Annotated in this window: 22 protein-coding genes and 1 pseudogene; 6 read left to right on the top strand and 17 right to left on the bottom strand. The window is 43.7% G+C overall.

Annotated features, from left to right (window positions below):
* Positions 1–139: 139 nt before the first annotated feature.
* Complete coding sequence (locus tag BV455_RS09030; protein WP_218687928.1) at positions 140–1,516, bottom strand: ATP-binding protein; 1,377 nt, start codon at positions 1,514–1,516, stop codon at positions 140–142.
* A 223-nt stretch (positions 1,517–1,739) separates the two neighbouring features.
* Between BV455_RS09030 and BV455_RS09025 the strand changes: the two genes are divergently transcribed.
* The 4 genes and pseudogenes from BV455_RS09025 (at position 1,740) to manA (ending at position 5,093) form a co-directional block, all read left to right on the top strand.
* A complete protein-coding gene (locus tag BV455_RS09025; protein ID WP_218687927.1) occupies positions 1,740–3,263 on the top strand; it encodes an FAD-dependent oxidoreductase in 1,524 nt (507 codons plus the stop codon).
* A gap of 145 nt (positions 3,264–3,408) precedes the next feature.
* Positions 3,409–3,858: pseudogene (locus tag BV455_RS09020) on the top strand (fructose PTS transporter subunit IIB); the annotation flags it as partial.
* Positions 3,841–4,083, top strand: coding sequence for a PTS sugar transporter subunit IIA (locus BV455_RS20300; RefSeq protein WP_244380909.1), 243 nt, complete (start codon positions 3,841–3,843; stop codon positions 4,081–4,083). The pseudogene BV455_RS09020 and the gene BV455_RS20300, both read left to right, overlap by 18 nt.
* Before the next feature lie 53 nt (positions 4,084–4,136).
* Entirely contained in the window at positions 4,137–5,093 is a 957-nt protein-coding gene (gene manA, locus BV455_RS09015; protein ID WP_017436988.1) for a mannose-6-phosphate isomerase, class I, read from the top strand.
* Positions 5,094–5,134: 41 nt separating this feature from the next.
* Here manA and BV455_RS09010 read toward each other — a convergent pair whose 3' ends face one another.
* The 3 genes from BV455_RS09010 to BV455_RS09000 form a co-directional block, all read right to left on the bottom strand.
* Positions 5,135–6,607 carry an alanine/glycine:cation symporter family protein gene (locus tag BV455_RS09010; protein ID WP_017436989.1) on the bottom strand — a complete coding sequence of 491 codons (1,473 nt, stop codon included), beginning with the start codon at positions 6,605–6,607 and terminating at the stop codon, positions 5,135–5,137.
* A gap of 117 nt (positions 6,608–6,724) precedes the next feature.
* Positions 6,725–7,867: a glycerate kinase gene (locus BV455_RS09005; protein ID WP_218687925.1), complete on the bottom strand. Its 1,143-nt coding sequence runs from the start codon at positions 7,865–7,867 to the stop codon at positions 6,725–6,727.
* 20 nt (positions 7,868–7,887) lie between these two features.
* A complete protein-coding gene (locus BV455_RS09000) occupies positions 7,888–9,153 on the bottom strand; it encodes a GntP family permease (protein WP_042406967.1) in 1,266 nt (421 codons plus the stop codon).
* 274 nt (positions 9,154–9,427) lie between these two features.
* Between BV455_RS09000 and BV455_RS08995 the strand changes: the two genes are divergently transcribed.
* Positions 9,428–10,714: an alkaline phosphatase gene (locus BV455_RS08995; protein ID WP_061578849.1), complete on the top strand. Its 1,287-nt coding sequence runs from the start codon at positions 9,428–9,430 to the stop codon at positions 10,712–10,714.
* A 29-nt stretch (positions 10,715–10,743) separates the two neighbouring features.
* Here the strand turns inward: BV455_RS08995 and desB are convergent, their stop codons facing one another.
* From desB to BV455_RS08980, 4 genes are all read right to left on the bottom strand, one after another.
* Entirely contained in the window at positions 10,744–11,883 is a 1,140-nt protein-coding gene (gene desB, locus BV455_RS08990) for a Delta(10) desaturase DesB (protein WP_042407030.1), read from the bottom strand.
* A gap of 333 nt (positions 11,884–12,216) precedes the next feature.
* On the bottom strand, positions 12,217–12,729 hold the full coding sequence (locus BV455_RS20925; protein ID WP_218688027.1) for a DUF2269 family protein: 513 nt from the start codon (positions 12,727–12,729) through the stop codon (positions 12,217–12,219).
* A 262-nt stretch (positions 12,730–12,991) separates the two neighbouring features.
* On the bottom strand, positions 12,992–13,114 hold the full coding sequence (locus BV455_RS20920; RefSeq protein ID WP_409993897.1) for a DUF6220 domain-containing protein: 123 nt from the start codon (positions 13,112–13,114) through the stop codon (positions 12,992–12,994).
* A 673-nt stretch (positions 13,115–13,787) separates the two neighbouring features.
* Positions 13,788–15,317, bottom strand: coding sequence for a malate:quinone oxidoreductase (locus tag BV455_RS08980; protein WP_026078506.1), 1,530 nt, complete (start codon positions 15,315–15,317; stop codon positions 13,788–13,790).
* A 274-nt stretch (positions 15,318–15,591) separates the two neighbouring features.
* Between BV455_RS08980 and BV455_RS08975 the strand changes: the two genes are divergently transcribed.
* Entirely contained in the window at positions 15,592–16,758 is a 1,167-nt protein-coding gene (locus BV455_RS08975) for an IS256 family transposase (RefSeq protein ID WP_218687363.1), read from the top strand.
* A 320-nt stretch (positions 16,759–17,078) separates the two neighbouring features.
* On the opposite strand, the gene rlmH is transcribed toward BV455_RS08975, so the two are convergent.
* The 9 genes from rlmH to BV455_RS08930 all read right to left on the bottom strand — a co-directional run bounded on the left by rlmH (position 17,079) and on the right by BV455_RS08930 (position 26,120).
* Positions 17,079–17,558, bottom strand: a complete 480-nt coding sequence (gene rlmH, locus BV455_RS08970; protein WP_017435794.1) for a 23S rRNA (pseudouridine(1915)-N(3))-methyltransferase RlmH — start codon at positions 17,556–17,558, stop codon at positions 17,079–17,081.
* Positions 17,559–17,641: 83 nt separating this feature from the next.
* Complete coding sequence (locus BV455_RS08965) at positions 17,642–17,797, bottom strand: CxxH/CxxC protein (protein WP_017435793.1); 156 nt, start codon at positions 17,795–17,797, stop codon at positions 17,642–17,644.
* Positions 17,798–17,874: 77 nt separating this feature from the next.
* Positions 17,875–19,092 carry a S1C family serine protease gene (locus BV455_RS08960; protein ID WP_081161475.1) on the bottom strand — a complete coding sequence of 406 codons (1,218 nt, stop codon included), beginning with the start codon at positions 19,090–19,092 and terminating at the stop codon, positions 17,875–17,877.
* A 121-nt stretch (positions 19,093–19,213) separates the two neighbouring features.
* Positions 19,214–20,008, bottom strand: coding sequence for an MBL fold metallo-hydrolase (locus BV455_RS08955; protein WP_017435791.1), 795 nt, complete (start codon positions 20,006–20,008; stop codon positions 19,214–19,216).
* Between the two features lie 5 nt (positions 20,009–20,013).
* Positions 20,014–20,796, bottom strand: coding sequence for a two-component system regulatory protein YycI (locus BV455_RS08950; protein ID WP_017435790.1), 783 nt, complete (start codon positions 20,794–20,796; stop codon positions 20,014–20,016).
* The gene (locus BV455_RS08945) at positions 20,783–22,120 is read right to left on the bottom strand and encodes a YycH family regulatory protein (protein WP_081161470.1); all 1,338 of its coding nucleotides are present in this window, start codon (positions 22,118–22,120) and stop codon (positions 20,783–20,785) included. The genes BV455_RS08950 and BV455_RS08945 overlap by 14 nt, the downstream gene beginning before the upstream one ends.
* Positions 22,113–23,942 carry a cell wall metabolism sensor histidine kinase WalK gene (walK, locus tag BV455_RS08940; RefSeq protein ID WP_017435788.1) on the bottom strand — a complete coding sequence of 610 codons (1,830 nt, stop codon included), beginning with the start codon at positions 23,940–23,942 and terminating at the stop codon, positions 22,113–22,115. The genes BV455_RS08945 and walK overlap by 8 nt, the downstream gene beginning before the upstream one ends.
* A 9-nt stretch (positions 23,943–23,951) precedes the next feature.
* Positions 23,952–24,659 (bottom strand): response regulator YycF, encoded by a 708-nt coding sequence (gene yycF / locus BV455_RS08935; RefSeq protein ID WP_017435787.1) that lies wholly within the window; start codon positions 24,657–24,659, stop codon positions 23,952–23,954.
* A 174-nt stretch (positions 24,660–24,833) separates the two neighbouring features.
* The gene (locus tag BV455_RS08930; RefSeq protein WP_218687924.1) at positions 24,834–26,120 is read right to left on the bottom strand and encodes an adenylosuccinate synthase; all 1,287 of its coding nucleotides are present in this window, start codon (positions 26,118–26,120) and stop codon (positions 24,834–24,836) included.
* Positions 26,121–26,227 lie beyond the last annotated feature (107 nt).

Here is a 26,227-nt window from a genome sequence, read left to right as displayed (position 1 = left end):
TTTCGATAATGAGCCAAGGCGTTATTTTTCTCTAAGGCCTAAGGCGTAATTTTCTGATCAACATCCGTTATGGTTTTAATGCGCACCATTTCCCAAACATTGCAAAAGACTTCGATACAACATAAAAAAAGAAGGCCGCCTAATGGGCGCCTTCCAATTCCGTTGCTTTCATATACGCTTGTTTCGGATGATTCGGCTGATCTGGATATTTCAGACGAATTTTTCCTTCCTCCAATAGCTTGCCTAAATAGTTGTTTCTTAATCCATCTGGCGTTCTTTCCAACAGAGCCGCTAATTCCTTTAACATTAGCGGCCTTTGCGCACAAAGCTGTAAAATGATATTTTCCATCACACTTGGTGGCAATCGTTTTTTCTTTCTCGCTAGCTCCGCAATATTCCATAATTTCTCGTCGATTTCATCAGAAGGTAACTCTTTATTTACGGAGTTAGACAATTTATTTACGGAGTTAGATTCGTTATTTATGGAGTTAACACCGTTATTTACAGAGTCGGACAGGTTATTTACGGAGTTTGGTCTGTTATTTACGGACTTTTCATCTTTATTTACGGAGTATATTTCGTTATTTATGGAGTTAATCTCCTTATTTAAGAAGTTGAGATCGTTATTTACGGAGTTCGTTTCTTCGCCCATAAATGAAATATCGATTTCTTCCTCATCATGCTGTTTCATATTTTGAGGTATATCTGTTTCATAGGCAGCCGCTGTTTCCGCTGGAAAATGAAATGGATATAGTATAACGATCGTCCGTTCCGGATTCGAATGTTGAATAAATTCTGGCTGCTTCCAGCTCCGATCATTCCAGGTAGCCGCAATATGTTTTAAACCAAATCCGGCCCGCTTGCAAAGGCCGATTAAAATAAACATTTTAAATAAATTCGGATTGCGAAGATTGCTCATATGTCCCGAAAGCGCAGAATCGACCGGGATGCGGAACAACCCCGGATTGGCAAAACGAAATATGCCATTTTCTTTTTCGATGATAATGCCGCCTTCTCCTAAATAATCAGCATGCACAATCGCATTAATTAGCGCTTCGTACACCGCTGTTTGCAGCGCAGAATCCATCTCATGGTGCTGAAGCTGTGAGATGACTTTATGATAAAAATCATATAAGTTACCTGACCATGTACCATCCTGCGAGGTAAACCGCGTCGTCCAGTCGTCGGTTACTATACCGTTCAAACTTTCCCGATATTCCAGAAAGTATTGTGGTAAAACTTCCGTGATGATGCGTTCCTCGCTAAACATTAACAATCCTGCTAATGTAACCCCTTCTTTGCTGCTGTCCCGCAGTTTTCCCCATGCACCAATTTTGTATAAAAATTCTTTTGTCTCCAACCCATTCCACGGATGATTAGGTTTTACCGCAGCAAATTTTTCGCGATAACTTTTTACCGATTCAAAATTTAGTTCATTTAAACCGTAATGCTCCAAAATCGAGCTATCGTGCAAAACAGCTGCATTTTCTTCATGAAAACTTGAATATTTATTCACTCCCGATCTTCCTTTAACTATTATTTTTATAAAATATACGTATCATTCTTTATTCCTATTGTATCATCTTTCGTTTTTCTTGCGTGCAATTACCAAAAAGAAAAAGCCGATGCCGTTTTTTACACCTGCCTTTCCGTACACATATTTTCTAATACTGGCGGATAGTTTTTTCCTCATAAAGCCAAACTAATAAAAATACTATTAAAGGAGGCCTGCGTAATCTATGCCATCTCTTCCATCATCACTGGAACCATATTGGCGGACATCTGTCGAGCTGCCTTCATTTCCAAAACTAGAAGAAGATATTCGTACCGATGTTGCCATTATCGGCGGAGGAATCTCTGGAATTACCACTGCTTATTTGCTTGCTAAAAAGGGAGTTCGTGTCGCTTTATTAGAGGCCGATCGCCTTCTCAACGGAACAACCGGTCATACGACTGCAAAAATTACGGCACAGCACGACATCATTTATGATGAGTTTATTCAACACCTTGGACAGGAAAAGGCAAAGTTGTACTATGAAGCATGCATGGACGCATTGCGTTTTATCCGCAATACGGTCGAGCAGCACGACATCGATTGCGATTTTATGGAACAGGATGCATATATATACACTACTTCTTCTGACTCACTAACCAAATTAATCAATGAATGGAAAGCATATGAAAAGCTCGGCATCGAAGGAGCGTTTGTAGAAACGATCCCGCTTCCGATTCCAGCGAAAGCCGCGGTCGTCATGAAAAATCAAGCCCAATTTCACCCGCTGAAATACTTAATGAAACTAGTCGACACGGTTGTCCAAGCGGGCGGAAAAATCTACGAATACACGCCTGCCGCGGATATCGAACAAGGACAGGCGCTGACCGTTGTCACCCGCGACAAAAAGCGGGTGACGTGCGAACATGTCGTCATTTGTTCCCATTTTCCGTTTTATGACGGCGGTTTCTATTTCTCGCGCATGTATGCGGAACGCTCTTACGTATTAGGCGTGAAAATCGCTGAAACCTATCCCGGCGGCATGTATTTAAGCGCGGACACCCCAAAGCGTTCCGTCCGCTACACCACCATGAATGGAGAAAACTTAATTTTAATCGGCGGGGAAAACCACAAGACAGGACAGGGCGTTCCAACAATGCAGCATTACGAGTCATTGCAGTCGTTTGCCTCGGAGTTATTTACGGTGACCGACATCCCTTACCGCTGGTCGGCGCAAGATTTAACAACGCTCGATAAAGTGCCGTACATCGGGAACATGACCGCGGACACGCCGAACATTTATGTCGCGACAGGGTACCGCAAGTGGGGCATGACAAACGGAACAGTGGCGGGGCTATTAATCAGCGACCTGATCCTAGGACGCGACAACCGCTACCGTGACTTATATACACCGTCGCGGTTTTATGCCGACCCAAGCGTCAAACATTTTCTTACGCAAAATATCGATGTCGCAAAACATCTTGTCGAAGGGAAAATCGAAGTGGCCGTCCGCAAGCCGGAAGACTTGGCCAACGGTGAGGGCGCGGTCGTGACCGTAAACGGAAAGCGCGCTGGCGCGTATAAGGATGAAAGCGGGACATTGTTCATCGTTGATACGACATGCACCCATATGGGATGTGAGCTGGAGTGGAACAGCGGCGACCGCACTTGGGACTGTCCGTGCCACGGCTCGCGCTTCTCTATTCACGGCGATGTCGTCGAAGGACCGGCGCAACGGCCTTTAAACAAAATAGAGGACTATCCATCATAATCAAGAGCTGCCCAAATAAGGCGGCTCTTTCTCTATTCCACAACTTTTTACCGGAACTTACGGTATCTATTTATTCTATTTCCGATGTCGAATTACGTTAATATTAAATTGTGAAAGGGCTTACAATAAAAAGGGGGGAACAACGTTGAAACTGCTTGCCATTACTTCATGCCCTAACGGTATTGCACACACATATATGGCCGCCGAAAAACTAGCAAAAGCAGCTGAAAAAATGGGACATGAAATTAAAGTAGAAACACAAGGTTCCATTGGAGTGGAAAATGAGTTAACTCCAGAGGACATTCAATCTGCAGACGGAGTTATCATCGCTGCCGATAAACAAGTAGATAAAAGTCGCTTCTATGGAAAACGAGTGCTCGAGGCATCCGTCACAGACGGTATCCGTAAACCTGAAGAGCTCATTGCTAAATTTGAACGTAACGAAGTTCCAGTATACGGAAAGCCACAGTCTGATACACTCAAAACGATTGAAGAAGTAAAAACAGAAAGAAAACAAAAACAAAGTCCTATTTACCGTAACTTGATGAATGGCGTTTCCTATATGATCCCATTCGTCGTGATCGGTGGGCTTTTGTGTGTTGCCTTCGGGGTAAAACGCAGCGGTGTAGACTGGGACAGCTTAGATGGCGAAAAAGCTCAGCTCATTTTTATGATCGCTGTGCCAGAAGAACAAGCGAGTAACGAACATTTAAAAATTCTTCAATTCTTATCTCGAAAACTTATGGATGATGAATTTCGCGAACATCTTTTACAAGCAAAAACAAAAGAAGAAATCATGCAATTATTCAAACAAGTATAATGTATAATGAAGATATAGCATTCATGTATAACTCTATAAAAGGGGTGATTCCCATGCAAATCGAGCCAATTTTTCTCACTCCTATTTTTCAAGAGCGCATCTGGGGTGGTACAAAGCTAGCGGAACGATTCGGCTATTCGATTCCGTCGCCGCATACAGGCGAATGCTGGGCGGTATCGGCCCATCCAAATGGTCAAACCGTGATTAAAAACGGACCGTTTCAAGGAATGACGCTGGGACAACTTTGGGAAGAGCGCCGCGACTTATTTGGCCACTTTCCATCAGATCGCTTTCCATTGTTGACGAAAATTTTAGATGCCAACGCCGATCTATCAGTACAAGTGCATCCTGATGACGCGTACGCGCAAAAACATGAAAATGGCGAACTCGGAAAAACAGAATGCTGGTATATTATCGACTGTAAACAAGGCGCAGAGCTTGTTTATGGGCATCATGCGAAAACGAAAGAAGAACTGAAGGAAATGATGGAACAAGGACAGTGGGACAAACTGCTTCGCAAAGTCCCAATCAAGCCCGGCGACTTTTTCTATGTCCCGAGCGGCACGATGCACGCCCTTTGCGAAGGGACGCTCGTCCTCGAGACACAGCAAAGCTCAGACACGACCTATCGCGTCTACGACTATGACCGCGTCGACAGCAACGGGAAAAAACGCGAACTCCATTTAGACAAAGCGTTTGACGTCATTACCGTCCCGCATCGTGATGCTGCCGTTCACCCGCGCGTCACACAAATGGACGGCGCTGTCGTTACCACCTTTATCGAAAGCGACTATTTTGGCGTGCAAAAGTGGGAAGTGGACGGGACTGCCGAATTCGAGCAAACGCGGCATTTTTTGATCGTCAGCATCCTTGCCGGACAAGGGGAACTCGTATCCGGAGAACGTTCTTACATACTGAAAAAAGGAGATCATTTTATTTTGCCGCATCAATTTGGCCGCTTTGCCATTAAAGGAACACTGGAAGCGATCGCCTCATGGCCGCGCGCATAATACCAAAGGGAGCTGTCTGCGTGTAGACAGCTCCCTTTGTATTAATCTTCGTTTACTGCTTTTGCGTGAGAGGTTGGATATTCTTTTTCCCAAAAGTCAGCACCGGTAATACCTAGTTTTACTGGATCAAAGACCGGATCTTTTCCGGCTTTTTTCTGTTGTTCATAGTCCTTAAGAACCTTTAACGCTGGTTTCGTCAATAAAAGAATCGCAATCAAGTTGAGCCAAGCCATGCTTCCGACACCAATATCGCCCAGCGTCCATGCCAGTTTCGCCGTTTTTATGCATCCGTAAAATACGACTGCCAACATAGCCACTTTTAATGCATATTGAAGCCAGTTTGCCTTATTTAGCTTTAATAGGCGGGCCATATATGCGATGTTCGTTTCTGCCATATAGTAGTAGGCCATAATCGTCGTAAACGCAAAGAAGAATAAAGCAATTGCGACAAACGGCGCCCCAAAGCCCGGAAATACCGTTTCCACCGCTTTTTGCGTAAAAATAGGCCCCGGCTCCACATCTCCAAGTTTTTGCACAATCGGCGCTTTTCCTTCCGGTGTGACATTATACATGCCAGTGATTAAAATCATGAATGCCGTCGCCGAACATACAAACCATGTATCGACGTAGACGGAAAATGCTTGAACTAAGCCTTGTTTCGCCGGATGCGACACTTCCGCCGCTGCGGCTGCATGCGGCGCCGTCCCTTGTCCCGCTTCATTGGAATAAATGCCGCGTTTCACACCCCAGGAAATCGCCGCGCCAAGAATGCCGCCAAACGCTGCGTCCATGCCAAAGGCGCTGCGGAAAATTAAACCGAGTACGTGCGGCAGTTCGGAAATATTGGCAAAAACGATAAATAAGGCCATTAAGATATACCCTAGCGCCATAAACGGGACAATCCATTCGGCTGCACGTGCAATCCGTTTGACGCCTCCAAAAATGATAACACCTAAAAGAATAACAATGCCAATTCCCGTAACCGTCGGGCTGATCCCAAAAGCATTTTTAATCCCTTCGGCAATGCTGTTGGCCTGCACGCCTGGAAGCAGCACACCGGTCGCCAACACCGTCACAACTGCAAATAAGACCGCATACCATTTCATATTCAAGCCTTTTTCAATATAATAGGCTGGACCACCGCGAAACTGGCCATCTTGCTTCGTTTTATACACTTGCGCAAGCGCCGCTTCGACAAACGCGGAGCCTGCCCCTATAAATGCAATGAGCCACATCCAAAAGACGGCGCCAGGCCCCCCAAATGCAATCGCCGTCGCGACACCGGCAATATTCCCTGTCCCGACCCGTCCGGACAATGCAAGCGACAGCGCTTGGAAAGAGGAAATTCCCGCCTCTGAGCTTTTGCCCTGGAACATTTGCTTGATCATTTCTTTCATGTGCCTCACTTGTAAAAAGCGAGTAAGCAGTGAGTAAAAAAGACCTGTTACAATACAAAGAACGACTAACGCCGGACTCCAAATAATCCCGTTTAACCACTCTACAAATTTCTCCATTTCAATCCCCCTATATCTACTCGTCTAATAACATTTATATTATAAAATATATTATAAAATATTTTTAATTTTCATTTAATATTAAATTAAAAAAGTCCCTTAAATCGAAGGGACTTTTTACTCCATACTTTTTCCAATTTTGCATGCCGCAGCAATGTTTCGTGCTGCCTTTGTAATATAATATTCTGCGTTTTCAATGGCTTTTTCCAGTGAAATAATTCCCGGGACAATGCTGTAAAGCGCGTCAATGCCGTGGTTTAGTACAACGTCGCTGTCATCGGAAACAGAACCGGCAAGGGCAATAACTGGTATATGGTACCGCTTGGCCGCTTTTGCGACACCGACGGGCGTTTTTCCGAAAACCGTCTGCCCATCGATGCGCCCCTCTCCGGTGATCACAAGCGCAGCGCCTTGAATTCGCTCGGAAAATTTCACTGTTTCCAGTACAATGTCCACTCCGCGCTTTAGCTCTGCGTTCAGAAAGGCAAGCAGCCCCGCGCCTAAACCGCCCGCCGCCCCGGCGCCAGGGATGTCTTTCACTTGTTTCCCTAACGTTCGTTCAATGACAGCGGCGTAGTGCTGCAAATTTTGATCGAGCACCGCGACCATTTCCGGCGACGCCCCTTTTTGCGGACCGAAAATCGCCGACGCCCCGTTTGGGCCCGTCAGCGGATTGTCGACATCGCAGGCCACCTCAATTTTGACATGTTTCAGCCGCGCGTCCATCCCGGAAAGATCAATGTCGGCCAATTCAGACAAGCTGCCGCCTCCCGGGCCGATTTCCTGGCCGCGGCGGTCTAAAAGGCGGCCGCCAAGCGCCTGCACCATTCCGGCTCCTCCGTCATTGGTCGCGCTCCCGCCGATGCCGATAATAATATGCTCAGCGCCTTCATCGAGAGCGGCGCGGATTAATTCTCCCGTTCCTCTTGTTGTTGTCGCCAGCGGGTTGCGCTTGTCCCGTGGGACAAGGTGCAAACCGGAAGCGGCCGCCATTTCAATCGCAGCCGTTTTTCCGTCGCCAAGCATGCCGAAAAAGGCCGACACGCGCTCCCCGAGCGGTCCGGTCACTTCCGTTTTGACAATGCGTCCGCCTGTCGCGTCAACGAGCGACTGGACGGTGCCTTCTCCGCCGTCTGCCATCGGCACTTTCACGTATTCCGCCTCCGGAAATACTTCGCGGAAACCTTTTTCCACTGCATTCGCTACTTCGAGTGCGGACAGACTTTCTTTAAACGAATCTGGCGCAATAACGATTTTCATCTTCTTTCCCCCCATTGTGATCATGAAAACAAGCGAAAGACACCAAAAATAAGCGTCGAGATGACGGTGAGCGTCAAACCGATCAGCGACTCATACGGAATTAATTTCAGCCGTTCCTTTATCTCCATATGGACGCTGCCTGCCGTCGCATGAAAGAAGCTGCCATGCGGCAAATGATCGAGCACCGTCGCTCCGGCATGAATCATGGCGGCTCCAGCTAATGCAGAAATGCCTAGACTCATAATTGTCGGACCGAAGACGCTGCTTGCGACGGCGGTTCCAGCAGTCGTCGAAGCAGTCGCCCCGGACATGAAAATTCCGGAAACCGGCGCCAGCACGTAGGCAGGCAGGCCGAAATGATCCAATCCATCGACAATCACATCTTTTAGCGAAGAATTGGCAACAATCCCCGCCAATGCCCCCGTTCCGACCAACATAATGGCAACGCCGGACATTTTCGCTAATCCCGACATCATGAATGTATTTAAATGGGCCCCTTTTTTCATCACCAGCGCACCAACAATGCCGCCGATGGGAAGGGCGATCATCGGGTCAATCGCAATATGAAACAGCGGCCGCAACGCAAGCAATAAAATGGCAGTGAGCGGAGCGATAATGGCCGTGAAAAACGGCGGCACCGATCCATCGTTTTTCCCTTCCCACTCTTCATCGACAGGCGTTCCTTTCCCGACAAGCTTTTTTGCTATTATGTACGTAACAGTAAGGCCAAACGCCGCGGGAATCATCCCTGTCGCCATCAACGACGTTAAGGGAACATGAAACGCATCGGCTGCGGCGATGGCATTCGGGTTTGGCGACATAATGTTTCCCGCCTTTCCACCGCCAATCATTGCGAATAAAATCGCCGTTTTCGAGATATTCGCCCGTCTGGCAATCGCCAAGGCAATCGGCGCAACAGTAATGACTGCAACATCGACAAACACGCCAACCGCCGTCAGCAGCATTGTCGCCGTCGCAAGCGCAAGCAAAGCTTGCGTTTCGCCAAGTTTGCCGACAATCGTTTTGGCGATCGATGCCGCCGCCCCTGATTCCATTAACACTCCCGCCAGCACCCCCGCGGCCAAAATGCGCAAGACGGCGGGAACCATTCCTTTTGCTCCTTCCATCATCACCGTGACCGTATCCGTCACATTAACTCCGCCAACAATCCCACCAATGAAAGCTCCGGCAATCATTCCGTAGGCGGGGGAAACTTTTCGTAAAATCAATACAATGGCAATGATTAATGCTACGATTGCTCCTAATGCGCTTACTTGAATATCCATAACAGCTCCTCCTTTCACACGAGCCATGCCCCCTCATGAACATGACTGATTCTCACTTTATCGCCAGAGCCAATAATGTCACCTTCTCGTCCATCACATTCGTATTTCTCCCTAAAATCTTCATCGTCCGTTCACCGATAACTCCTTCGTAAATGGATGCAACGCTTCTCCCTCCTTCTCCAACATTTTCACAATAATTACATTTTATTAATAATCTATTCAATTTTCTTTTTTATCATAATGATTGTAAAAATAAGAAAAGGGAGTGTCAAATATGGTCCAAACCAAACGATGGCTGACAGGACTCGCCTTAGGTGCAGCATTAACAATAACAACGTACGGAGCTATCACCGCATCCGCTTTTTTCAATAACGAACATTCTCCACAATCATCTTCTACTCAAGGAAAAGCAAAAAATGTTATCGTATTTGTCGGGGATGGAATGGGGGCTGCCCATCGTGATGCAATCCGCTTGGCAACAAAAGGAGTGAACGGGGAGCTGGAAATGGATGATATGCCTTATTCCGGAATCGTCCATACGAATTCCGCCGACAAAAAATCATTTATAACTGACTCCGCAGCTGCCGCGACCGCGATTGCGACAGGGGTAAAATCGTATAATGGCGCCATTGGGGTCGACGTGAATGGAAAACCGGTCCAAACTATTCTCGAACAAGCGAAAGAAGCAGGGAAATCGACAGGGCTTGTTACAACAAGCCAAGTGACGGACGCTACTCCGGCAGCATTCGCCGCCCATGTAGCCAATCGTTCATCCCAAAGCGATATTGCCAAACAATATCTCGAAAACAGCAAAGTAGATGTCATTTTAGGTGGCGGTGAAGATTACTGGTATCCGTCCGAAAATCCAGGGGAACACCCTGACCACCCTAGTGAGGATCCAAGCGAGGCAAGCAAAGGGACGCAAGGAAACCTTGTCGAGAAGGCAAAACAACTAGGTTATACATACGTAAGCAACGCTGACGAATTAAGACAAGCTCACTCGAACAAGCTCCTTGGTCTTTTTGCCAACGAAGAAATGTTCCAGCAACGTCCTGAAGGAGAGGGAGATGTGTACAATCCTGTCGCATCGCTACCTGAGATGACGAAAAAAGCGATTGACATTCTCTCCAAAAATAAAAAAGGATTTTTCCTCCTCGTTGAAGAAGAAGCCATCGATGAAATGAGTCATGAAAATAATGCTTCTCTCATGCTCAAAGCTGGTCAACAATTTGATAAAGCTGTCGCCATCGGAAAAGAATATGCAAAGAAACATCCTGATACACTCGTAATCGTTCTTGCGGACCATGAATGCGGTGGATTAGCAATTGAAACCGCCAATGATACAGATGAGTCAGGAGATGGAAAAACACTTTCCTCCGAAGATGGGCCGCTCCCTGTTGCTCATTCTGAACAAACGTTTACCATCGATTGGACGACAACCGGTCATACAGGTGTCGACGTTCCGCTAACCGCGATGGGACCAGGAGCTGACAAACTAACAGGTGTGTATGAAAATACGCATATTCATGATGTCATCGTTCAAGCGATGCGTCGAAAATAACAGCAAACAAAAAGGATTCTTCATCACTCTCATGATGAAGAATCCTTTTTGTTATTTTCGCCTTTCTCTGCCGCTTTTTTCATGGTCATCGGTTTCTTTTCCAAGCTGGAAAACGGCACTACCTCAACGTTTCGATACGTAATATGATCAGGATCCAATCCATTTCCTAGCACGCCGTAAACATGACCTTGCCGCGGCTCAATCAGCTCATTTTGCTGATAATAGACTCTCGGCGTTTTCCAAAGCGTGGCCAATGCTTTACTCATCGGCATTTCATGATACCTCTCCGGCCACATTCGTTTAATATGCTCCTTCACTAATGGATAATATTTCGAGCTCATCGCTGGAAAGAGATGATGTTCCGTATGATATGAAAAGTGAAAGTGAAGCACATCGACCCACTTTGGCACGGTCACCGAAAGACTGTTCGCTAATGGATCATTCACCGGAACTAACGGATTTAAACGATGATTGGTAGAAATATAGCTCATCACGATAAAATTAGCGATGAACAATGGCAATAAAAAGGCGAAAAACCAACGTTCCCAACCAATGATCAACAATAGCCCAATCCACGTAGCCCATGGCAGGCAAAACTGAAGCAATATGACGCTTCGATTTTTCGACCGAAAATCTTTGAAGAAATACACTAACATCCTGATAGAATGAAGCGTAAACATCACTGACAAGGAACTAAAAGCGAAAAACGCGCGAATCGGAAACGGAATTTTATATACCCAGCGTAATAAGCGGCTTTTGGTCAATCTCTCTAAACTTGGCCATGCGTCAGGATCCATTTCTTCATCTTGTGTGTGTACATGATGAGTCACATTGTGCCATTTTCGCCATAGCTTTGGTCCGGTGCATAGCGGCCAAAACGCCATCGCGCCTAGAGCATCGCGCAACCATGGCTTTCGCACGACCGTGCCATGCAAAATTTCATGTCCTAAAAATCCTAATGACGCGAAATTGAAGCCCAGCATAACAGAAATGAGGAGATTCCATATCGGATGAAGATTCAAAAGAGAAACAGCGAGGATGCCGCCGATGGTCAACAATAAATAAACCATCCCCCCAAAAAGACGGGACTTAACAGGTTGAAACGCCTTTTTCGGCAAATACGGGGAAATTTTTGCCGCATACCAACCGAACGTATGAAGTTCTTTCATTCCATAGCTCCTTTCAAATAATTCCCCGTTTGATAAGCAGCGATGAAGAAACCCTCCCTCATTGATCATCGCGTTCATCAAAGCGCTTAGCTCAACGAAGAACCATATCCTTCTTAACCAAGCGTGCAATTTTTATATATCTAAAAATTAAAATCGCTATTGGTTATTTGGACTTCATGCTAACACTTTTTAGTTTGTCCTGTCAATCATTTTATGACTTGGTTCTACTCTGTTTGCCAGATCTGCTTCTTTAATACATAGAAAAATTATCTTTATTTCATTTCCTAATAAGGCATTTAATGGAAAACTGATTAAATACAATAAAATTTCCACTTAACTATTTTTTACTTTAACATTTTTCTTTCTCCAAGGTTTTAAAACTGAAATAATTAAAATAAAAATGGTGGCTGCAACTTGAAACATTACGGCATATTGTCTTATTTCATGGTTATGAATAAAAACCGGATTACTTAAAGCCAATTTTTTTTGCGTTTCGAGTAATTCCATATTTGCCACCATCAGCTTGTCCACAACAAAAATCCCAACGATCGTTTGGATTATATAAAGAACAAACTTCACTCCTACCCATCGATGCTTAAAAAAGCCCCAATTTGTAAAAAAACCATAAATGAAACCAATTAATAAAGTGCCAACAGCACCATATCTTACAACATTATCACTAATGATGATAATGTTTTTATACATTAGATTTGTCTCATCATAATTGGTTAAATCAATTTGAAGGTTTAAGGCTGTTGAACTCAAAATTCCTCCAAAAAACAGAATGACAAAAAAGAGGTGTAAAATTTTTAACCATTTTAAACCTTTAGGACCTATTTTCTTCATTTTTATCTCCCCTTTTACTTTAATTAATCCTTTCCTAACATCCAAAAAATTTATATTTGAACTGTTGTTGAACGAGAGAGGCAACCGTTTGCTCGTTTCGCTACAGAAACGGAAAACCCATATAAAATCCATTACAGGGTGGAGTTCTTTTATAGCCCGAAGATTTGCTGTGAAGTATTGAAAGTAAATCAACAAGAATAAACCAAAGGCTTTGCCAGCGCAATGACTCTGATACTTTACCGGTAAATGCAAAAACCAACATTCAAATCGGAACAAATTTAAATATACTAACAAATGTTGTATGGATTTTCCAAAATGATGCATTGGAAAAGAAAGCGGCTCCCGCAAAAAAGTCTGTAAAATGATGCAAGCCACAAGCACCCATGCCAAGCCAATATTTGTTAATATGATTTGTCATTTGTTATTCCTTTCATCAATATTTCATGGAAACAATGACTAATTACATATTACTAACAAAATGTTGTGAACTTATGACAAAGTATTACGGTTTTGATGAATTTTCTTAAATACATAAAAATCTGTATAATAAATGGAAAATACTTAAAGGGAGGGTTGATAGAATGTTACATAAATTGCTCCTTGTGGATGACGAGGAAAATGTCATCGAATTTATGAAGCCTTTCTTAAGAATTAGAAGGGTTTGAAATTGTTACCGCAAATCTAGTTACCAATGCAATTACCTTTTGGAAATCAAAACTAAAGGAAAGCTGGATTATACGAGTATGTTTAAAACACATATAATCCAGCGCTTTTAACACCTCCATTAACGAAAATTTTTAAAAACCTCCATCACTTATGATACGGTTCACCGCAGCCTCTCTAACTGCGAATTTAAAAAAAGAACCTTTAATCCAAAGGTAGATCAAAGGTTCTATGTTTTATTTTCAATCATATTCTATTATTCTGTAATTTTTATATATATCTCTGCTTTATAATCATTGACTTATCAATCTCTTTATCATAGAAACAATTGTCCATTGATGAAAAGTGTTGCTTAAACTTTTTCATTCAATACCTTTGTTTCCGCAGCCAAAGAATTAACTATAAACCGGTTCTTTTTCGTTTACACCAGAGACCGGTTCTTTTCCGCTTAGACCGAGCGTCTCTGCTGTTGAAGTATGAAGTTCTTGGAAAAGATCTGGGTTTTCCACTAGTGACACGCCATAAGAAGGAATCATTTCTTTAATTTTCGGTTCCCATTCATGCATATGTTGAGGGAAGCATTTTTTAATCACCTCAAGCATTACGTGTACGGCAGTAGACGCACCAGGAGAAGCGCCGAGCAACGCAGCAATCGAGCCATCTGCAGCACTAACAACTTCCGTACCAAATTGAATCGTTCCTTTACCGCCTGCTTCAGTATCTTTGATAATTTGCACACGTTGGCCCGCGACGACTATATCCCAATCCTCTGATTTAGCCGTCGGGATAAACTCGCGCAACTCTTTCATGCGCTTTTCTTTCGTTAACATAAGCTGCTGAACCAAGTATTTTTCCAAAGAAAAGTTTTTAAAAGCTGCCGCCAACAAAGTTACGAGATTGTGCAGTTTTACGGAAGCAAACAAATCCATATTTGAACCATTTTTTAAGAATTTAGGCGAGAAGCCTGCAAACGGTCCAAAGAGCAACATTTTTTTGTTGTCGATATACCGTGTATCAAGGTGCGGAACAGACATTGGAGGCGCACCAATTTTAGCTTTACCGTAAACTTTTGCATGATGTTGCTCTACAACTTTTGGATTATTACATACCATAAATAATCCGCTTACAGGGAATCCACCAATATGTTTGCCTTCTGGAATACCAGATTTTTGCAGCAAGTGCAGACTTCCCCCGCCGGCTCCAATAAATACGAATTTAGCCTTATGGATTTCAACAGAACCGCTATTGAGATCCTTTACTTTCAATTCCCACAGGCCGTCGCTGGTACGTTTAATATCCTTAACACTATGCTTGTAGTTTATTTCGACATCTTTCCTCTTTAAGTGGTCAAACAACATGCGCGTTAAAGCGCCAAAGTTAACATCTGTACCTGAGTCGATTTTGGTTGCCGCGATCGGTTCATTCAATGTACGGCCTTCCATTATAAGCGGAATCCATTCTTTCAGTTTTTCTGGGTCATCAGAAAATTCCATTCCTTGGAATAATGGATTATTCGATAGCGCTTCAAAACGTTTCTTTAAAAATCTCACATTATTTTCCCCTTGGACTAAACTTATGTGGGGCAACGGTCTGATGAATTCCTGCGGATTTTGTAACAGATTGTTTTTTACAAGGTAAGACCAAAACTGTCTGGAAACTTGGAACTGTTCATTAATTCTTATAGCTTTGTTAATATCAATAGATCCATCCGGTTTCTCGGGTGTGTAGTTAAGCTCGCATAGTGCAGAATGCCCCGTTCCCGCATTATTCCATTCGTTAGAGCTTTCTTCTCCTGGTTTGTCGAGCTTCTCAAACACTTTAATTTCCCATTCCGGTGCTAATTCTTTCAACAGTGTCCCTAAAGTCGCACTCATGATTCCGGCACCAATTAAGATAACGTCTGTTCTAGTTTGTCTGTTACTCATTTTTCCCATCCTTATCCCCCAATATTTGCAGAAAGGATGCAGGCGCACCTGCCTAAGTCAAAGCTATCCAGGGTCCTCGCCACACACCTTTTCTACAGCAATTATATCTTAAATTAGTATATCATTATTTAATTATAGTATATCATTATTATATACTATATCAACTTTGATGATGTATAAAATTTTGTGTAAAGCATTTTACTAGATCAAAATAAAAAAGGTAGGGTATTCTCTGATTGAACCCAAACATTCCAGAGAAAGGAGAACCCTACCTATGTCTAAAAGTATACCGAATGTCGACTGGGCAAATCAACTGGAAAGTGTCATTCGTCAGTTTGTAAAGGAAAAATTAGAACTGATCATGCGGGAAGAAATCAAGAATTTCCTCGAAATAGAACAGGCCGGAACATCAAATATGAGAAACGGCTACTATCAACGAAATCTAGATACGCAATATGGCCGGATTGAAGGTCTTTTGGTCCCTAGAGACCGAAACGGAGAATTTCAAACCCAATTGTTCGCTCCTTACCAACGCCACACCGGCTGGCTGGAGGAAGCCATCATCAGGATGTATCAAAGTGGCATGAGTACGCGTGAAATTGGCAAGTTTATTGAACGAATTTTAGGCAATGCCTATTCTCCTGCAACGATCAGCCGTATTACCGATGTAGTGAAGGAAGACATCGAGAAATGGCACACTCGTCCACTGCACAAGCGTTATTCCGTCTTATATTTGGATGGTTTATACGTAAAACTTCGTCGCGAAACCGTGGAGAAAGAAGTCATTTATGTGGTGTTAGGGGTGAACGAAGAAGGATATCGCGAAATTCTTGATTTTTTTGTGGGAGGACAAGAAAGCGCCTATGTATGGCAGGAAATTCTTCAACACCTCTACCAAAGAGGCGCCAAGGAAGTGCTTCTGGGCGTATTCGATGGACTACCAGGGTTGGAGGAAGCCTTTAAGGCGGTTTATCCGAAAGCCGATGTGCAGCGTTGTGTCGTTCACAAAGTCCGTAACACGCTCCATCGTGTTCGGAAAAAAGACCAATTTGAAGTGGCCGAGGATCTCAAGCTGATTTATCGCGCGCCGAATAAGGAGATGGCGTTACAGATGTTTCAACAGTTTGAGTCGAAATGGTCAAGCAAGTATCCGAGAGAAGTCCAATCTTGGGCCAATGAGTTGGATGTCCTCCTTACATTTATGGATTATCCAAGCAGTATTCGAAGTGTGATTTATACGACCAATGCCATCGAACGAACGATCAAGGAGATTCGGAAACGTCTAAAGCCGATGAACAGTTTGAATAGTTTAGAAGCCGCTGAAAAAGTCGTATATTTGACCATTCAAGATTTTAATGAGAAATGGGCAGGACGAAAGTTACGAGGATTTGCCGAAGCACAGGAAGCCCTCGAGCGAATGTTTGAAGAACGTTATCATTAACCAAATACTGTAAATAAACAAAATAGGGGGATTCTCCCTTTCCACACAGGAGACTGAATATTCAGTCTCCTGTGTGGAGGAAACTAGTTCCCTATTCATTCCAAATCCATTTCAGAGAAACCCTACCCCCATTATATTACACAAAATTCTTGACGGTACCTCAACTTTATACAACCAACATACTAATTGGCCATGTTACATTTATATTCCTCCTAAAAACGTAATATCAAATTAATTCTTAATATCTAACGAAGAACAACATCATCATTCTAATTTTAACCATATATTGGTTACCGTTGTTGACAAGTTAAAAACCTCATTTACTTATGATACGGTTCACCTCTATTAATCCGGAACGCTCGGTAGATTTGTTCAAGGAGAATGAGACGCATTAGTTGGTGCGGGAACGTCATTTTGGAAAACGATAACGCTTCGTCGGCGCGCTTCATGACTTGTTTGCTTAAACCGAGCGAGCCGCCGATCACAAACGCCACTTTGCTTTTTCCGTAAGTGGCCAGCTTGTCTAAATCGGCGGCAAACTGTTCCGAGGATTTCATTTTCCCCTCTATCGCCAGGGCAATGACATAGGCGTCGCCAGGAATTTTCGCTAAAATCCGTTCTCCTTCTTTCTGCTTGATTTGCTCTTCTTCCAGCTTGCTTAAATTCTCTGGCGCTTTTTCGTCCGGCACTTCAATGATTTCGATTTTGGCGTAGCCTGACAGCCGTTTTACGTATTCCTCGATTCCTTGTTTCAAATATTTTTCTTTTAGCTTACCAACAGAAATCACGGTAATATTCACAGTTCATCCCCACTTTACAAACAAAATATCCACAACATTTATCCACATATACACAACACATATCCACATGTTGTGTAAAAACATTAGTTCCCTACTATATATACAGCCTTATTTTCGCAAAAATCACACGATTGACCGGAGTTATCCACAGAAATCAATGAAATATTAGGGGCTTGTTCCGTTTCATCCACATACATATCAATAGCCATATCCACATGTTCTTCACAGCAAATAAACATCGCTCCCACTCCTTTTATTCAGTTGTGGAAAAAGAAGAAGGAGCGTGAATCCGCTCCTTTCCCCATTTCATTCTTGACTAAAAAGATTCTCTTGCCAGCTTCATCGTCACCGTACGTTTTTCCCCGTCACGATAGAACGTCACTTTCATTTCATCGCCAATCGATTTTTTCGTATACAAATATTTACGCAGGTCTAATACATTACGAATTTTATGATCATCTAGGGCAACGATGACATCAAACTGCTTTAATCCCGCTTGTGCCGCCGGCGACATCGGCACAACTTCAATGATCGCCGCTCCTTCCGTTACATTTTTCGGCAAGTGCAGCGTTGCCTGTAAATGATACGAAGAAATGTCGCTTAAGGAACGAAGCTCTACCCCCATGTATGGACGGCGCACCTGCCCGTACTTTTCCAAATCGGAAATGATCGGAATCGCTGTATTGATTGGAATGGCAAAGCCGATTCCTTCAACTTCCTCTTGGGCAATCTTCATTGAGTTGATGCCAATCACCTGTCCTTCAATATTGACTAAAGCGCCGCCGCTGTTGCCCGGGTTAATCGCCGCATCCGTCTGCAATACTTCGGCGTTCCAATCAGGCGCGCCGTCTTGATCGAAATCGACTTCCACCGTTCGATTTGTTCCGGAAATAATTCCTTGGGTCACTGAACCGGCAAATTGCAAGCCGAGCGGGTTGCCAATCGCAATGACCGGTTCTCCTGGTTTCACGGTATCAGAATTGCCGAACTCCGCCACTTTTTTCACATGCTTCGCATCGATTTCCAGCACCGCTAAATCCATTAACATGTCACTGCCGAGCAATTTCGCCGGCACCCTCTTTCCGTCCTTTAAGCTTACTTCCAATTGGCTAGCATTCTCTACGACGTGATGGTTGGTGACGATAAACGCCTTGCCATTTTCTTTTTTATAAATAACGCCCGAGCCGACACCAGCTTCGCCCTCTTGCGACCAAAAGCTCGCTTCTTGAATATTGACAATGCCAACGACAGCATCTGACACTTTATCAATTGCCGCCGTTACTTGGCTTGTCACATCAACGGAAACGTTTTGCTGCACAGAAGGCGTCTTGGCTGTCTCCTTATTTGGCGCCTGTCCATTTTCTTTTGGAACAATATCATAAGGAAGCACGTCCCACCGCGAAAGAGCCGGAATCGAGATCACTACTAAAAACGCTCCTAACACAGCGCCTACTAACGTAGAAACAAACCAGCCGCTGCGTTTCCTTTTTTGAATTTGCCGGTACTGCTCATAATGGTCATCATAGTATCCCATGCGCACCAATCCTTTCCGCAACGAACGTTCTTTCCGATAGGCTATCCATTCCTCATTATAATCATGGATAAGCAAAAAAATCCATTATAAATACGTTTATCTATTTTCGACAAAGTGATAGTCAGACATACACTAACGCTGTTGCTTTTTTCGGATCGGTATCGCATAAATCAAACTGGCCGCCGGCCTCTAGCCCTTTATTTGCCAACACTTGCGCTACTGTCATCCGCGCCAATTCTTTTATATTATTATCCTGACTTAGATGGGCCAAGTAAATTCGCTTTGTACGGTCGCCGATGACATCGGCTAACGCCAGCCCTGCCTCTTCGTTCGAAATATGGCCGACATCGCTTAAAATACGGCGTTTGACATTCCACGGATATTTTCCCATCCGCAGCATTTCGACATCGTGGTTGCTTTCAAAAATAAAGACATCGGCATTTTCAATCGTTCCTTTCATCCGGTCACTGACATACCCCGTATCTGTTATTAGCGCCAGCTTTTTTCCTTCATGATGGAATACGTAAAACATCGGTTCAGCCGCATCATGCGATACACCAAACGATTCTACGTCCAAGTCGTCAAACGACTGCACTTTTCCTAATGGAAAAATAAACTTTTGCTCGGTGGGGATTTCGCCAATCATTCCCTCCATTGCTTTCCACGTTTTTTCGTTCGCATAAATAGGCAGGCGGTACTTGCGAGCAATCACGCCCAATCCTTTAATATGATCGCTATGTTCATGGGTGACTAACACGGCGGTGATATCCTGCAGCTGGCGGTCGATTTGCGCAAATAATTGCTCTAATTGTTTGCCGCTTAAACCTGCGTCAACCAGAAGCCGCTGTCGCTCTGTTTCTATATAAAATGCATTTCCGGTGCTGCCGCTTGCCAAGACACTAAACTGCATCGCCATACTTCTCACTCCAACACATTCTCTTCATCGTTAATGATTTGTCCTTCAAAGGCGTTAACAAAATAATCTTCTTTCCCGTCTACGACAATGTGCCACGTTGGCGTTAATACTTGTGAGGCGGTAAACTGCACAAGGCCGTAGTACCCCAGCTCCACTGAGGTAACGCGGTCTCCCGGCTGCAAATATCCTCGTTTATATAATGTTTCAATTGCCTTAATGGCGGGAACAATGTCTTGCTTTCTTTCATATTTTTGTAAATCGTCTAACATCGTTTGCTCATAGGAGACTGCTTCGTTATGTTTATTGACATGTATCAACAGTTTGCTATTTTCGTTGTTGTAAATGACCTTTCCGCCATACGTCTGATAGCAAGTAACCGTATTCGATTTTTCATCAAACGTCCAAAACGTATATTTTTGGCCGTCAATAATATGCCGCTGCAAAAACTCCTTCAACCGGTACGGATCCTTAAAATTAAACGATATCGGATGTTCAAATGTTCCTTTTAGTACCGTATCGCCCTGTATGATTATCTTTTGACCAGACAATTTTTTCACTTCTTCTTCTGAAAACTTTTTGCTTTTGCCGCTCACATAAGCCTCTTTTGTGATTTCTTTCGGCAGTTCGACATAAGTAATGCCGTTTGCCGCCAATTGATCTTCAATGGTGGTTTCCAAAATAACGTCCAACTGGCTGCTATTTCGCTTTTCCATAAACTGATAACCTAAAAAACAATCGAGGATAAGGAACGTAATAATGAAAATCGTCTTTGTTTTACTCCAATCCATTTACGTTCCCTCCTCTTTTTTCACGATCCTGATTATCTAAAGGTACCTTTTTCCACGTCTGGCCATACAAGTAAAACCATGCTGGCTCTAAAATAATCACTTTTTCACGTTCCGGATCTTTCACAAGCTCATAGCCGACTGTAATATCTTTGGCTAGCCCCTTTCTGAATCCTTTTATCTTTTCCAGCTTTTCGATCACTTCATGGCCGGATAACAACGTTCTTGACACATTGACGCGATCGGCAATTTCTAAACGAAACAGAGGCCGTTGATATTTCACAAGGTCACTATCTCCCCATGTTTGTACAATTTCGGACATGCCGTATTCATTAAACACGGGGCGGCCGTTAACCGTAAGGCGGAATATAACTTTCCGTTCCTCCTCATTCCATTTTGCAAAATGGTACATATCGGTCCAGCCGCCATGCTCGTTGACAAAATCAATGCTTTTTTGGATTAAATTCTCATTTTGCTCATTCCCGTCCTTGTTCTCCACCCGAGCCGCCGGATTGACGTACAGCAGCATTCGCTGCAGAAAATCGACGTCCATTAGCCGCGACCCATCTGTATATTCTTCGCCAAATGTAATTAAATCTTTTTTTACAAAACTTGGATCACTAAACAACGCCTCTTTAAATTTATCAGGGTCAAGTTCGTCCGTATAATACTGCAGACGATCCATTACCACTTCTTTTTCCGGCAAATAAATTTGCTTCGTTTCACTAACGACATAAGGAAAGTAGCGCGGATGGCGATCGGTTTCCGCGGTTAGTTTGTTTACTTCCGATAATACAACGTCGCTTGCCAGCGCCTTGTACACTTTCCGTTTTTCCGTAGAAATAAAATAAACATGGAGCTTATTTTTATTCGCTAATGGAATCACAATGCGGTCAAAATAGACATCTTTTATCCCTTTATCTTTAATTTGCAAAATGGACCGGTACACATCGATGGGAATGCTATCGGGATAAACGAGCTCCAGTCTCTGTTTGTCGTATAAAAACGATAAAAATTTTCCGGTTGGAATCGTCGAAGAAATGTCTTCAAAATCATCGATCGTCCATTTTTTTATTTCTTTTAAAATCTCATTTCTTTCCTCATCCTTGTCGATTCCATAATAGGCGTTATCTTTATGAATCAATATTTGCGAAGGCTGGACGATCATCGCTGTATCTACTTGAGTGTTGCTGACGGAAACATGCTGAATGTATTCGTCATTTTGCAACACATCGTATTTTGGATGGTATGTCCATAATCCGAACGTTAAAATAATGCTTACGAGCACTAAAGAAGTTAACACAATCGTCTTCACCGTTTCATACATCGTACCAGTCATCCTTTTGATCACGTTCTAGCGGTAAAGTAAAGAAAATGGTTGTTCCTTTATGCTCTTTACTTTCCGCCCAAATCGTTCCCCCATGGGCAACGACGACTTCTTTCGCAATCGCCAGCCCGAGTCCAGTACCGCCAAGTTTGCGGGATCTTGCTTTATCGACACGGTAAAACCGTTCAAACACTTTCGCCAAGTCCGCCTTCGGAATGCCGACCCCTTCATCGCTGACGCTGACAATAATTTCATCGGCAAGCTCTCTGACACGAAACGTAATTGTTCCGCCCTGTGGAGAATATTTGATCGCATTGGAAATAATATTGTCTAACACTTGTGTAATTTTATCTTCATCTACTTCAATAAAAATGGCTTCCTGTGGAATTTTGCGCACAAATTTAATATTTTCGCTTTTCGTTAATTCAAAGCGATCAATCACTTTATGAAAGTACGCGGAAAAATTGATCCATGATTTATTCAGCTTATAATCTTTGCTGTCGAGTTTAGAAAGCTGCAATAAATCGTTGACTAAACGGATCATCCGTTCCGTTTCGTTTTGCACCACTTGAATAAATCGCGGAGCGATCTCCTTATCCTGCCAAGCCCCTTCCGCCAATGCCTCCAAATAGCTTTTCATCGTGGTTAGCGGCGTGCGGAGCTCATGGGAAACATTCGCAACAAATTGCCTCCGTTCCCGGTCGATTTTTTCCTGTTCAGTAATATCATGCAAAACGACAATCAACCCGTTCACAAACCCAGTCCCTTTTTGAATAACCGATAATGAAGCTCGCAAAATATATAATTCCTCATCGGTGCTGAAGTCTAAAATGAGCGAGTCGTGCTCCTCAAGCAACGTTTCAAACGTGTATTGATCACCGATTCCAAGCACGTCAATAATGGAGCTCGACAGCACTGTTTCACGTGAAACATTCAAAATGTTCAAGGCGGCGTCATTAATGAGGATCACCTTTCCGCGGCGATCCGTCGCAATCACCCCGTCGGTCATATGCGTCAATACCGACTCCAGCTTGCGACGCTCCCCTTCCGTTGTTGCCTGCGCTTCCTGCAGCTTTTTCGTTAAGTTGTTGAATGTCATCGCCAATTGCCCGATTTCATCGTACCCGTAAATTTTTACTTTGCGCGAGAAATCGCCTTTTGTCATTGCCAGCGCCTGCCTGCGCATGTCGGAAATCGGGCGGGTAATCGTGCGCGACAAAAAAATACCGAGCACAGCAGTGATGACGAGAGCAATGCCGGTTCCCGTTGCTAAAATTGTATTAATTTGCTTCATTTGCGAAAATACGTTTTCCATCGAAGCGATGATGTAAATAACTCCCTTTACTTCACCGCCCGACTTAATCGGTGTAGAAGAAATATACATGCGGTGCCCCGTCTTCGGGTCAAGAAGCATGCGGTCAACTATTTCTCCCGTTACAAGCGAGCGCTTTACATAAATTTCTGTCGTTCGCTTTCCTACAATATTTTGCATATAAGGGTTGGATGTTGCCAATACTTTGCCTTTGTCATCAATGACACGCACTTCTGAAATATCCTGGGAAACAAAATCGTGAAGAAGGGAGCGAATATCTTCTTCCAACGTCGGACTTTTCGCGTCTCTTTCTCTATTGATCGCCTGCTCCACATTATATGCCAGCAGCGTAACCCGTTCGTTCAAAGAGTTTTTAAAGTTTTGCACTAGCTCTGTTTCTAGCTTTCTGACAAAATACACACCGATGATTTGCATCGCGATCAGAATCAATAAAACATATATAACAACAAATTTAAAGTGGATCGAACGAAATGGACCTACTTTTTTCATCTGCTTTCGCTACTCCTGTTCTGGGTTGCGTAAATAATAGCCGACTCCCCGACGCGTCACAATCCATGACGGATGTGATGGATTATCTTCAATTTTTTCACGAAGACGGCGCACCGTGACATCGACCGTACGAACGTCGCCGTAATAATCATATCCCCATACCGTTTGCAACAGGTGCTCCCTTGTCATCACTTGTCCAATATGTTTAGCCAAATAATGAAGCAATTCAAACTCCCGATGCGTTAATTCAATCGTTTCTCCTCGTTTTAACACGATATAGGCATCGGGACGAATGACGAGCGAGCCAATAATGATCTCGTTCGTATCACTCTCTTCCTCCTGCGCCGCTGTTTGTGAATGACGGCGTAAATTCGCCTTGACCCGCGCTAGCAATTCTCTTGTACTGAACGGCTTCGTGACATAGTCATCTGCTCCTAATTCCAAACCAAGCACTTTATCAATCTCGGAATCTTTCGCGGTTAACATAATAATCGGCATATCGTATTTTTTTCGCACTTCCCGGCATACTTCCATTCCATCTCTTTGCGGAAGCATAATATCTAGCAAAATAAGGTCGGGCATGACTTCCTCGACTTTTTGCAACGCTTCTTCGCCATCGTATGCGCAAATCACTTCATATCCTTCTTTTTGTAAGTTAAATTGCAAAATATCCGCAATCGGCTTCTCATCGTCAACAACCAAAATCCGCTTTTCCATCTTCTTCACATCCTTTCTTTAGCGATGGAATCAGAAATTAGATTTATCATTATTAATTTATCATGTTATCAAAATGAAATCACTCATAACCGTTTACCATTTAAAGGAGAAACAAAAAGAAAAGCATAGATACATCGCTGCATCTACGCTTTTTCTATAATTATTATACATATTTTACGCATATACGCTACGAACCACGTTTGTTTGCGAACGGTCCGGACCGACGGAGAAAATCGACAGCGGAATCCCTGTCAACTGCGAAATGCGTTCGACATAATGGCGGGCGTTCGCCGGAAGCTCGTTCAAACTTTTTACCCCGGTAATATCTTCAGACCAGCCTGGCAGCTCTTCATAAATCGGCTCGCATTCCGCTAATACCTTTAAGCTGGCTGGGAACTCTTCCAATACTTTTCCCTTATAACGGTAGGCAACGCATATTTTCAGTGTTTCAATACCTGTCAATACGTCAATCGAATTGAGCGATAAATCAGTAATACCGCTGACGCGACGCGCATGGCGGACAACCACGCTGTCAAACCAGCCGACGCGGCGCGGGCGGCCCGTCGTTGTTCCATATTCGCGTCCGACCTCGCGGATGCGGTCGCCGATTTCGTCATGCAATTCGGTCGGGAATGGACCGTCGCCGACACGAGTCGTATATGCTTTCGCCACACCGACGACATGTTTGATTTTCGTTGGACCAACTCCGGCGCCGATCGTTACACCGCCAGCAACCGGATTCGAGGAAGTGACAAACGGGTACGTTCCCTGGTCAATATCAAGCATGACACCTTGCGCCCCTTCAAAAAGAACGCGGCGTCCTTCATCGAGCGCATTATTTAACACTACAGACGTATCGCAAACATATTTGGCAATTTGCTGCCCATACTCATAATACTCTTCGAAAATATCTTCTAATTTGAATCCTTCCACGCCGTACACTTTTTCAAAAAGGACATTTTTCTCTTGCAAATTGCGCGTCAATTTTTCTTCAAATACTTCGCGATCTAACAAATCAACAACGCGGATGCCGATGCGCGCCGCCTTATCCATATAGGCTGGCCCGATTCCTTTTTTCGTTGTGCCGATTTTGTTAGCCCCTTTACGCTCTTCTTCTAATTCATCTAATTTTAAATGATAAGGCAAAATAACGTGCGCACGATTGCTAATGCGTAAATTATCGGTTGAAATGCCATGATCGTGCAAATATTTCAACTCCGCCACTAACGCTTTTGGGTCAACGACCATTCCGTTGCCGATCACGCAAATTTTATCTTTATAGAAAATCCCAGACGGAATCAAATGCAATTTATACTTCTCTCCGTTAAAGACAATCGTATGTCCGGCATTGTTTCCACCTTGATATCTTGCAATGACTTCCGCATTTTCTGATAAAAAGTCGGTAATTTTTCCTTTCCCTTCATCGCCCCATTGTGTCCCGACAACGACGACTGACGACATGGCGAGCACCTCCACTTAACTCGATATAAACATTGTAAGTGTAGCAGTTTTTGCTAGAAAAGTCAATAAAACACGAACATTTTTGTTTTCTAACATTTAATTTATTC

It is taken from the genome of Parageobacillus caldoxylosilyticus (assembly GCF_019272935.1).
GTDB lineage: Bacteria > Bacillota > Bacilli > Bacillales > Anoxybacillaceae > Saccharococcus > Saccharococcus caldoxylosilyticus.
This window is presented reverse-complemented; position numbering and strand designations above follow the sequence as displayed.

What these genes read in the sequence shown, in the direction of transcription:
- BV455_RS09025 (WP_218687927.1), top strand. Translation starts at nt 1,740, where the DNA reads ATGCCATCTCTTCCATCATCACTGGAACCATATTGGCGGACATCTGTC.
- manA (WP_017436988.1), top strand. Translation starts at nt 4,137, where the DNA reads ATGCAAATCGAGCCAATTTTTCTCACTCCTATTTTTCAAGAGCGCATC.
- BV455_RS09010 (WP_017436989.1), bottom strand. Translation starts at nt 6,607, where the DNA reads ATGGAGAAATTTGTAGAGTGGTTAAACGGGATTATTTGGAGTCCGGCG.
- BV455_RS09005 (WP_218687925.1), bottom strand. Translation starts at nt 7,867, where the DNA reads ATGAAAATCGTTATTGCGCCAGATTCGTTTAAAGAAAGTCTGTCCGCA.
- BV455_RS09000 (WP_042406967.1), bottom strand. Translation starts at nt 9,153, where the DNA reads ATGGATATTCAAGTAAGCGCATTAGGAGCAATCGTAGCATTAATCATT.
- BV455_RS08995 (WP_061578849.1), top strand. Translation starts at nt 9,428, where the DNA reads ATGGTCCAAACCAAACGATGGCTGACAGGACTCGCCTTAGGTGCAGCA.
- desB (WP_042407030.1), bottom strand. Translation starts at nt 11,883, where the DNA reads ATGAAAGAACTTCATACGTTCGGTTGGTATGCGGCAAAAATTTCCCCG.
- BV455_RS20925 (WP_218688027.1), bottom strand. Translation starts at nt 12,729, where the DNA reads ATGAAGAAAATAGGTCCTAAAGGTTTAAAATGGTTAAAAATTTTACAC.
- BV455_RS20920 (WP_409993897.1), bottom strand. Translation starts at nt 13,114, where the DNA reads ATGGGTGCTTGTGGCTTGCATCATTTTACAGACTTTTTTGCGGGAGCC.
- BV455_RS08980 (WP_026078506.1), bottom strand. Translation starts at nt 15,317, where the DNA reads ATGAGTAACAGACAAACTAGAACAGACGTTATCTTAATTGGTGCCGGA.
- BV455_RS08975 (WP_218687363.1), top strand. Translation starts at nt 15,592, where the DNA reads ATGTCTAAAAGTATACCGAATGTCGACTGGGCAAATCAACTGGAAAGT.
- BV455_RS08965 (WP_017435793.1), bottom strand. Translation starts at nt 17,797, where the DNA reads ATGTTTATTTGCTGTGAAGAACATGTGGATATGGCTATTGATATGTAT.
- BV455_RS08960 (WP_081161475.1), bottom strand. Translation starts at nt 19,092, where the DNA reads ATGGGATACTATGATGACCATTATGAGCAGTACCGGCAAATTCAAAAA.
- BV455_RS08955 (WP_017435791.1), bottom strand. Translation starts at nt 20,008, where the DNA reads ATGGCGATGCAGTTTAGTGTCTTGGCAAGCGGCAGCACCGGAAATGCA.
- BV455_RS08950 (WP_017435790.1), bottom strand. Translation starts at nt 20,796, where the DNA reads ATGGATTGGAGTAAAACAAAGACGATTTTCATTATTACGTTCCTTATC.
- BV455_RS08945 (WP_081161470.1), bottom strand. Translation starts at nt 22,120, where the DNA reads ATGTATGAAACGGTGAAGACGATTGTGTTAACTTCTTTAGTGCTCGTA.
- walK (WP_017435788.1), bottom strand. Translation starts at nt 23,942, where the DNA reads ATGAAAAAAGTAGGTCCATTTCGTTCGATCCACTTTAAATTTGTTGTT.
- yycF (WP_017435787.1), bottom strand. Translation starts at nt 24,659, where the DNA reads ATGGAAAAGCGGATTTTGGTTGTTGACGATGAGAAGCCGATTGCGGAT.
- BV455_RS08930 (WP_218687924.1), bottom strand. Translation starts at nt 26,120, where the DNA reads ATGTCGTCAGTCGTCGTTGTCGGGACACAATGGGGCGATGAAGGGAAA.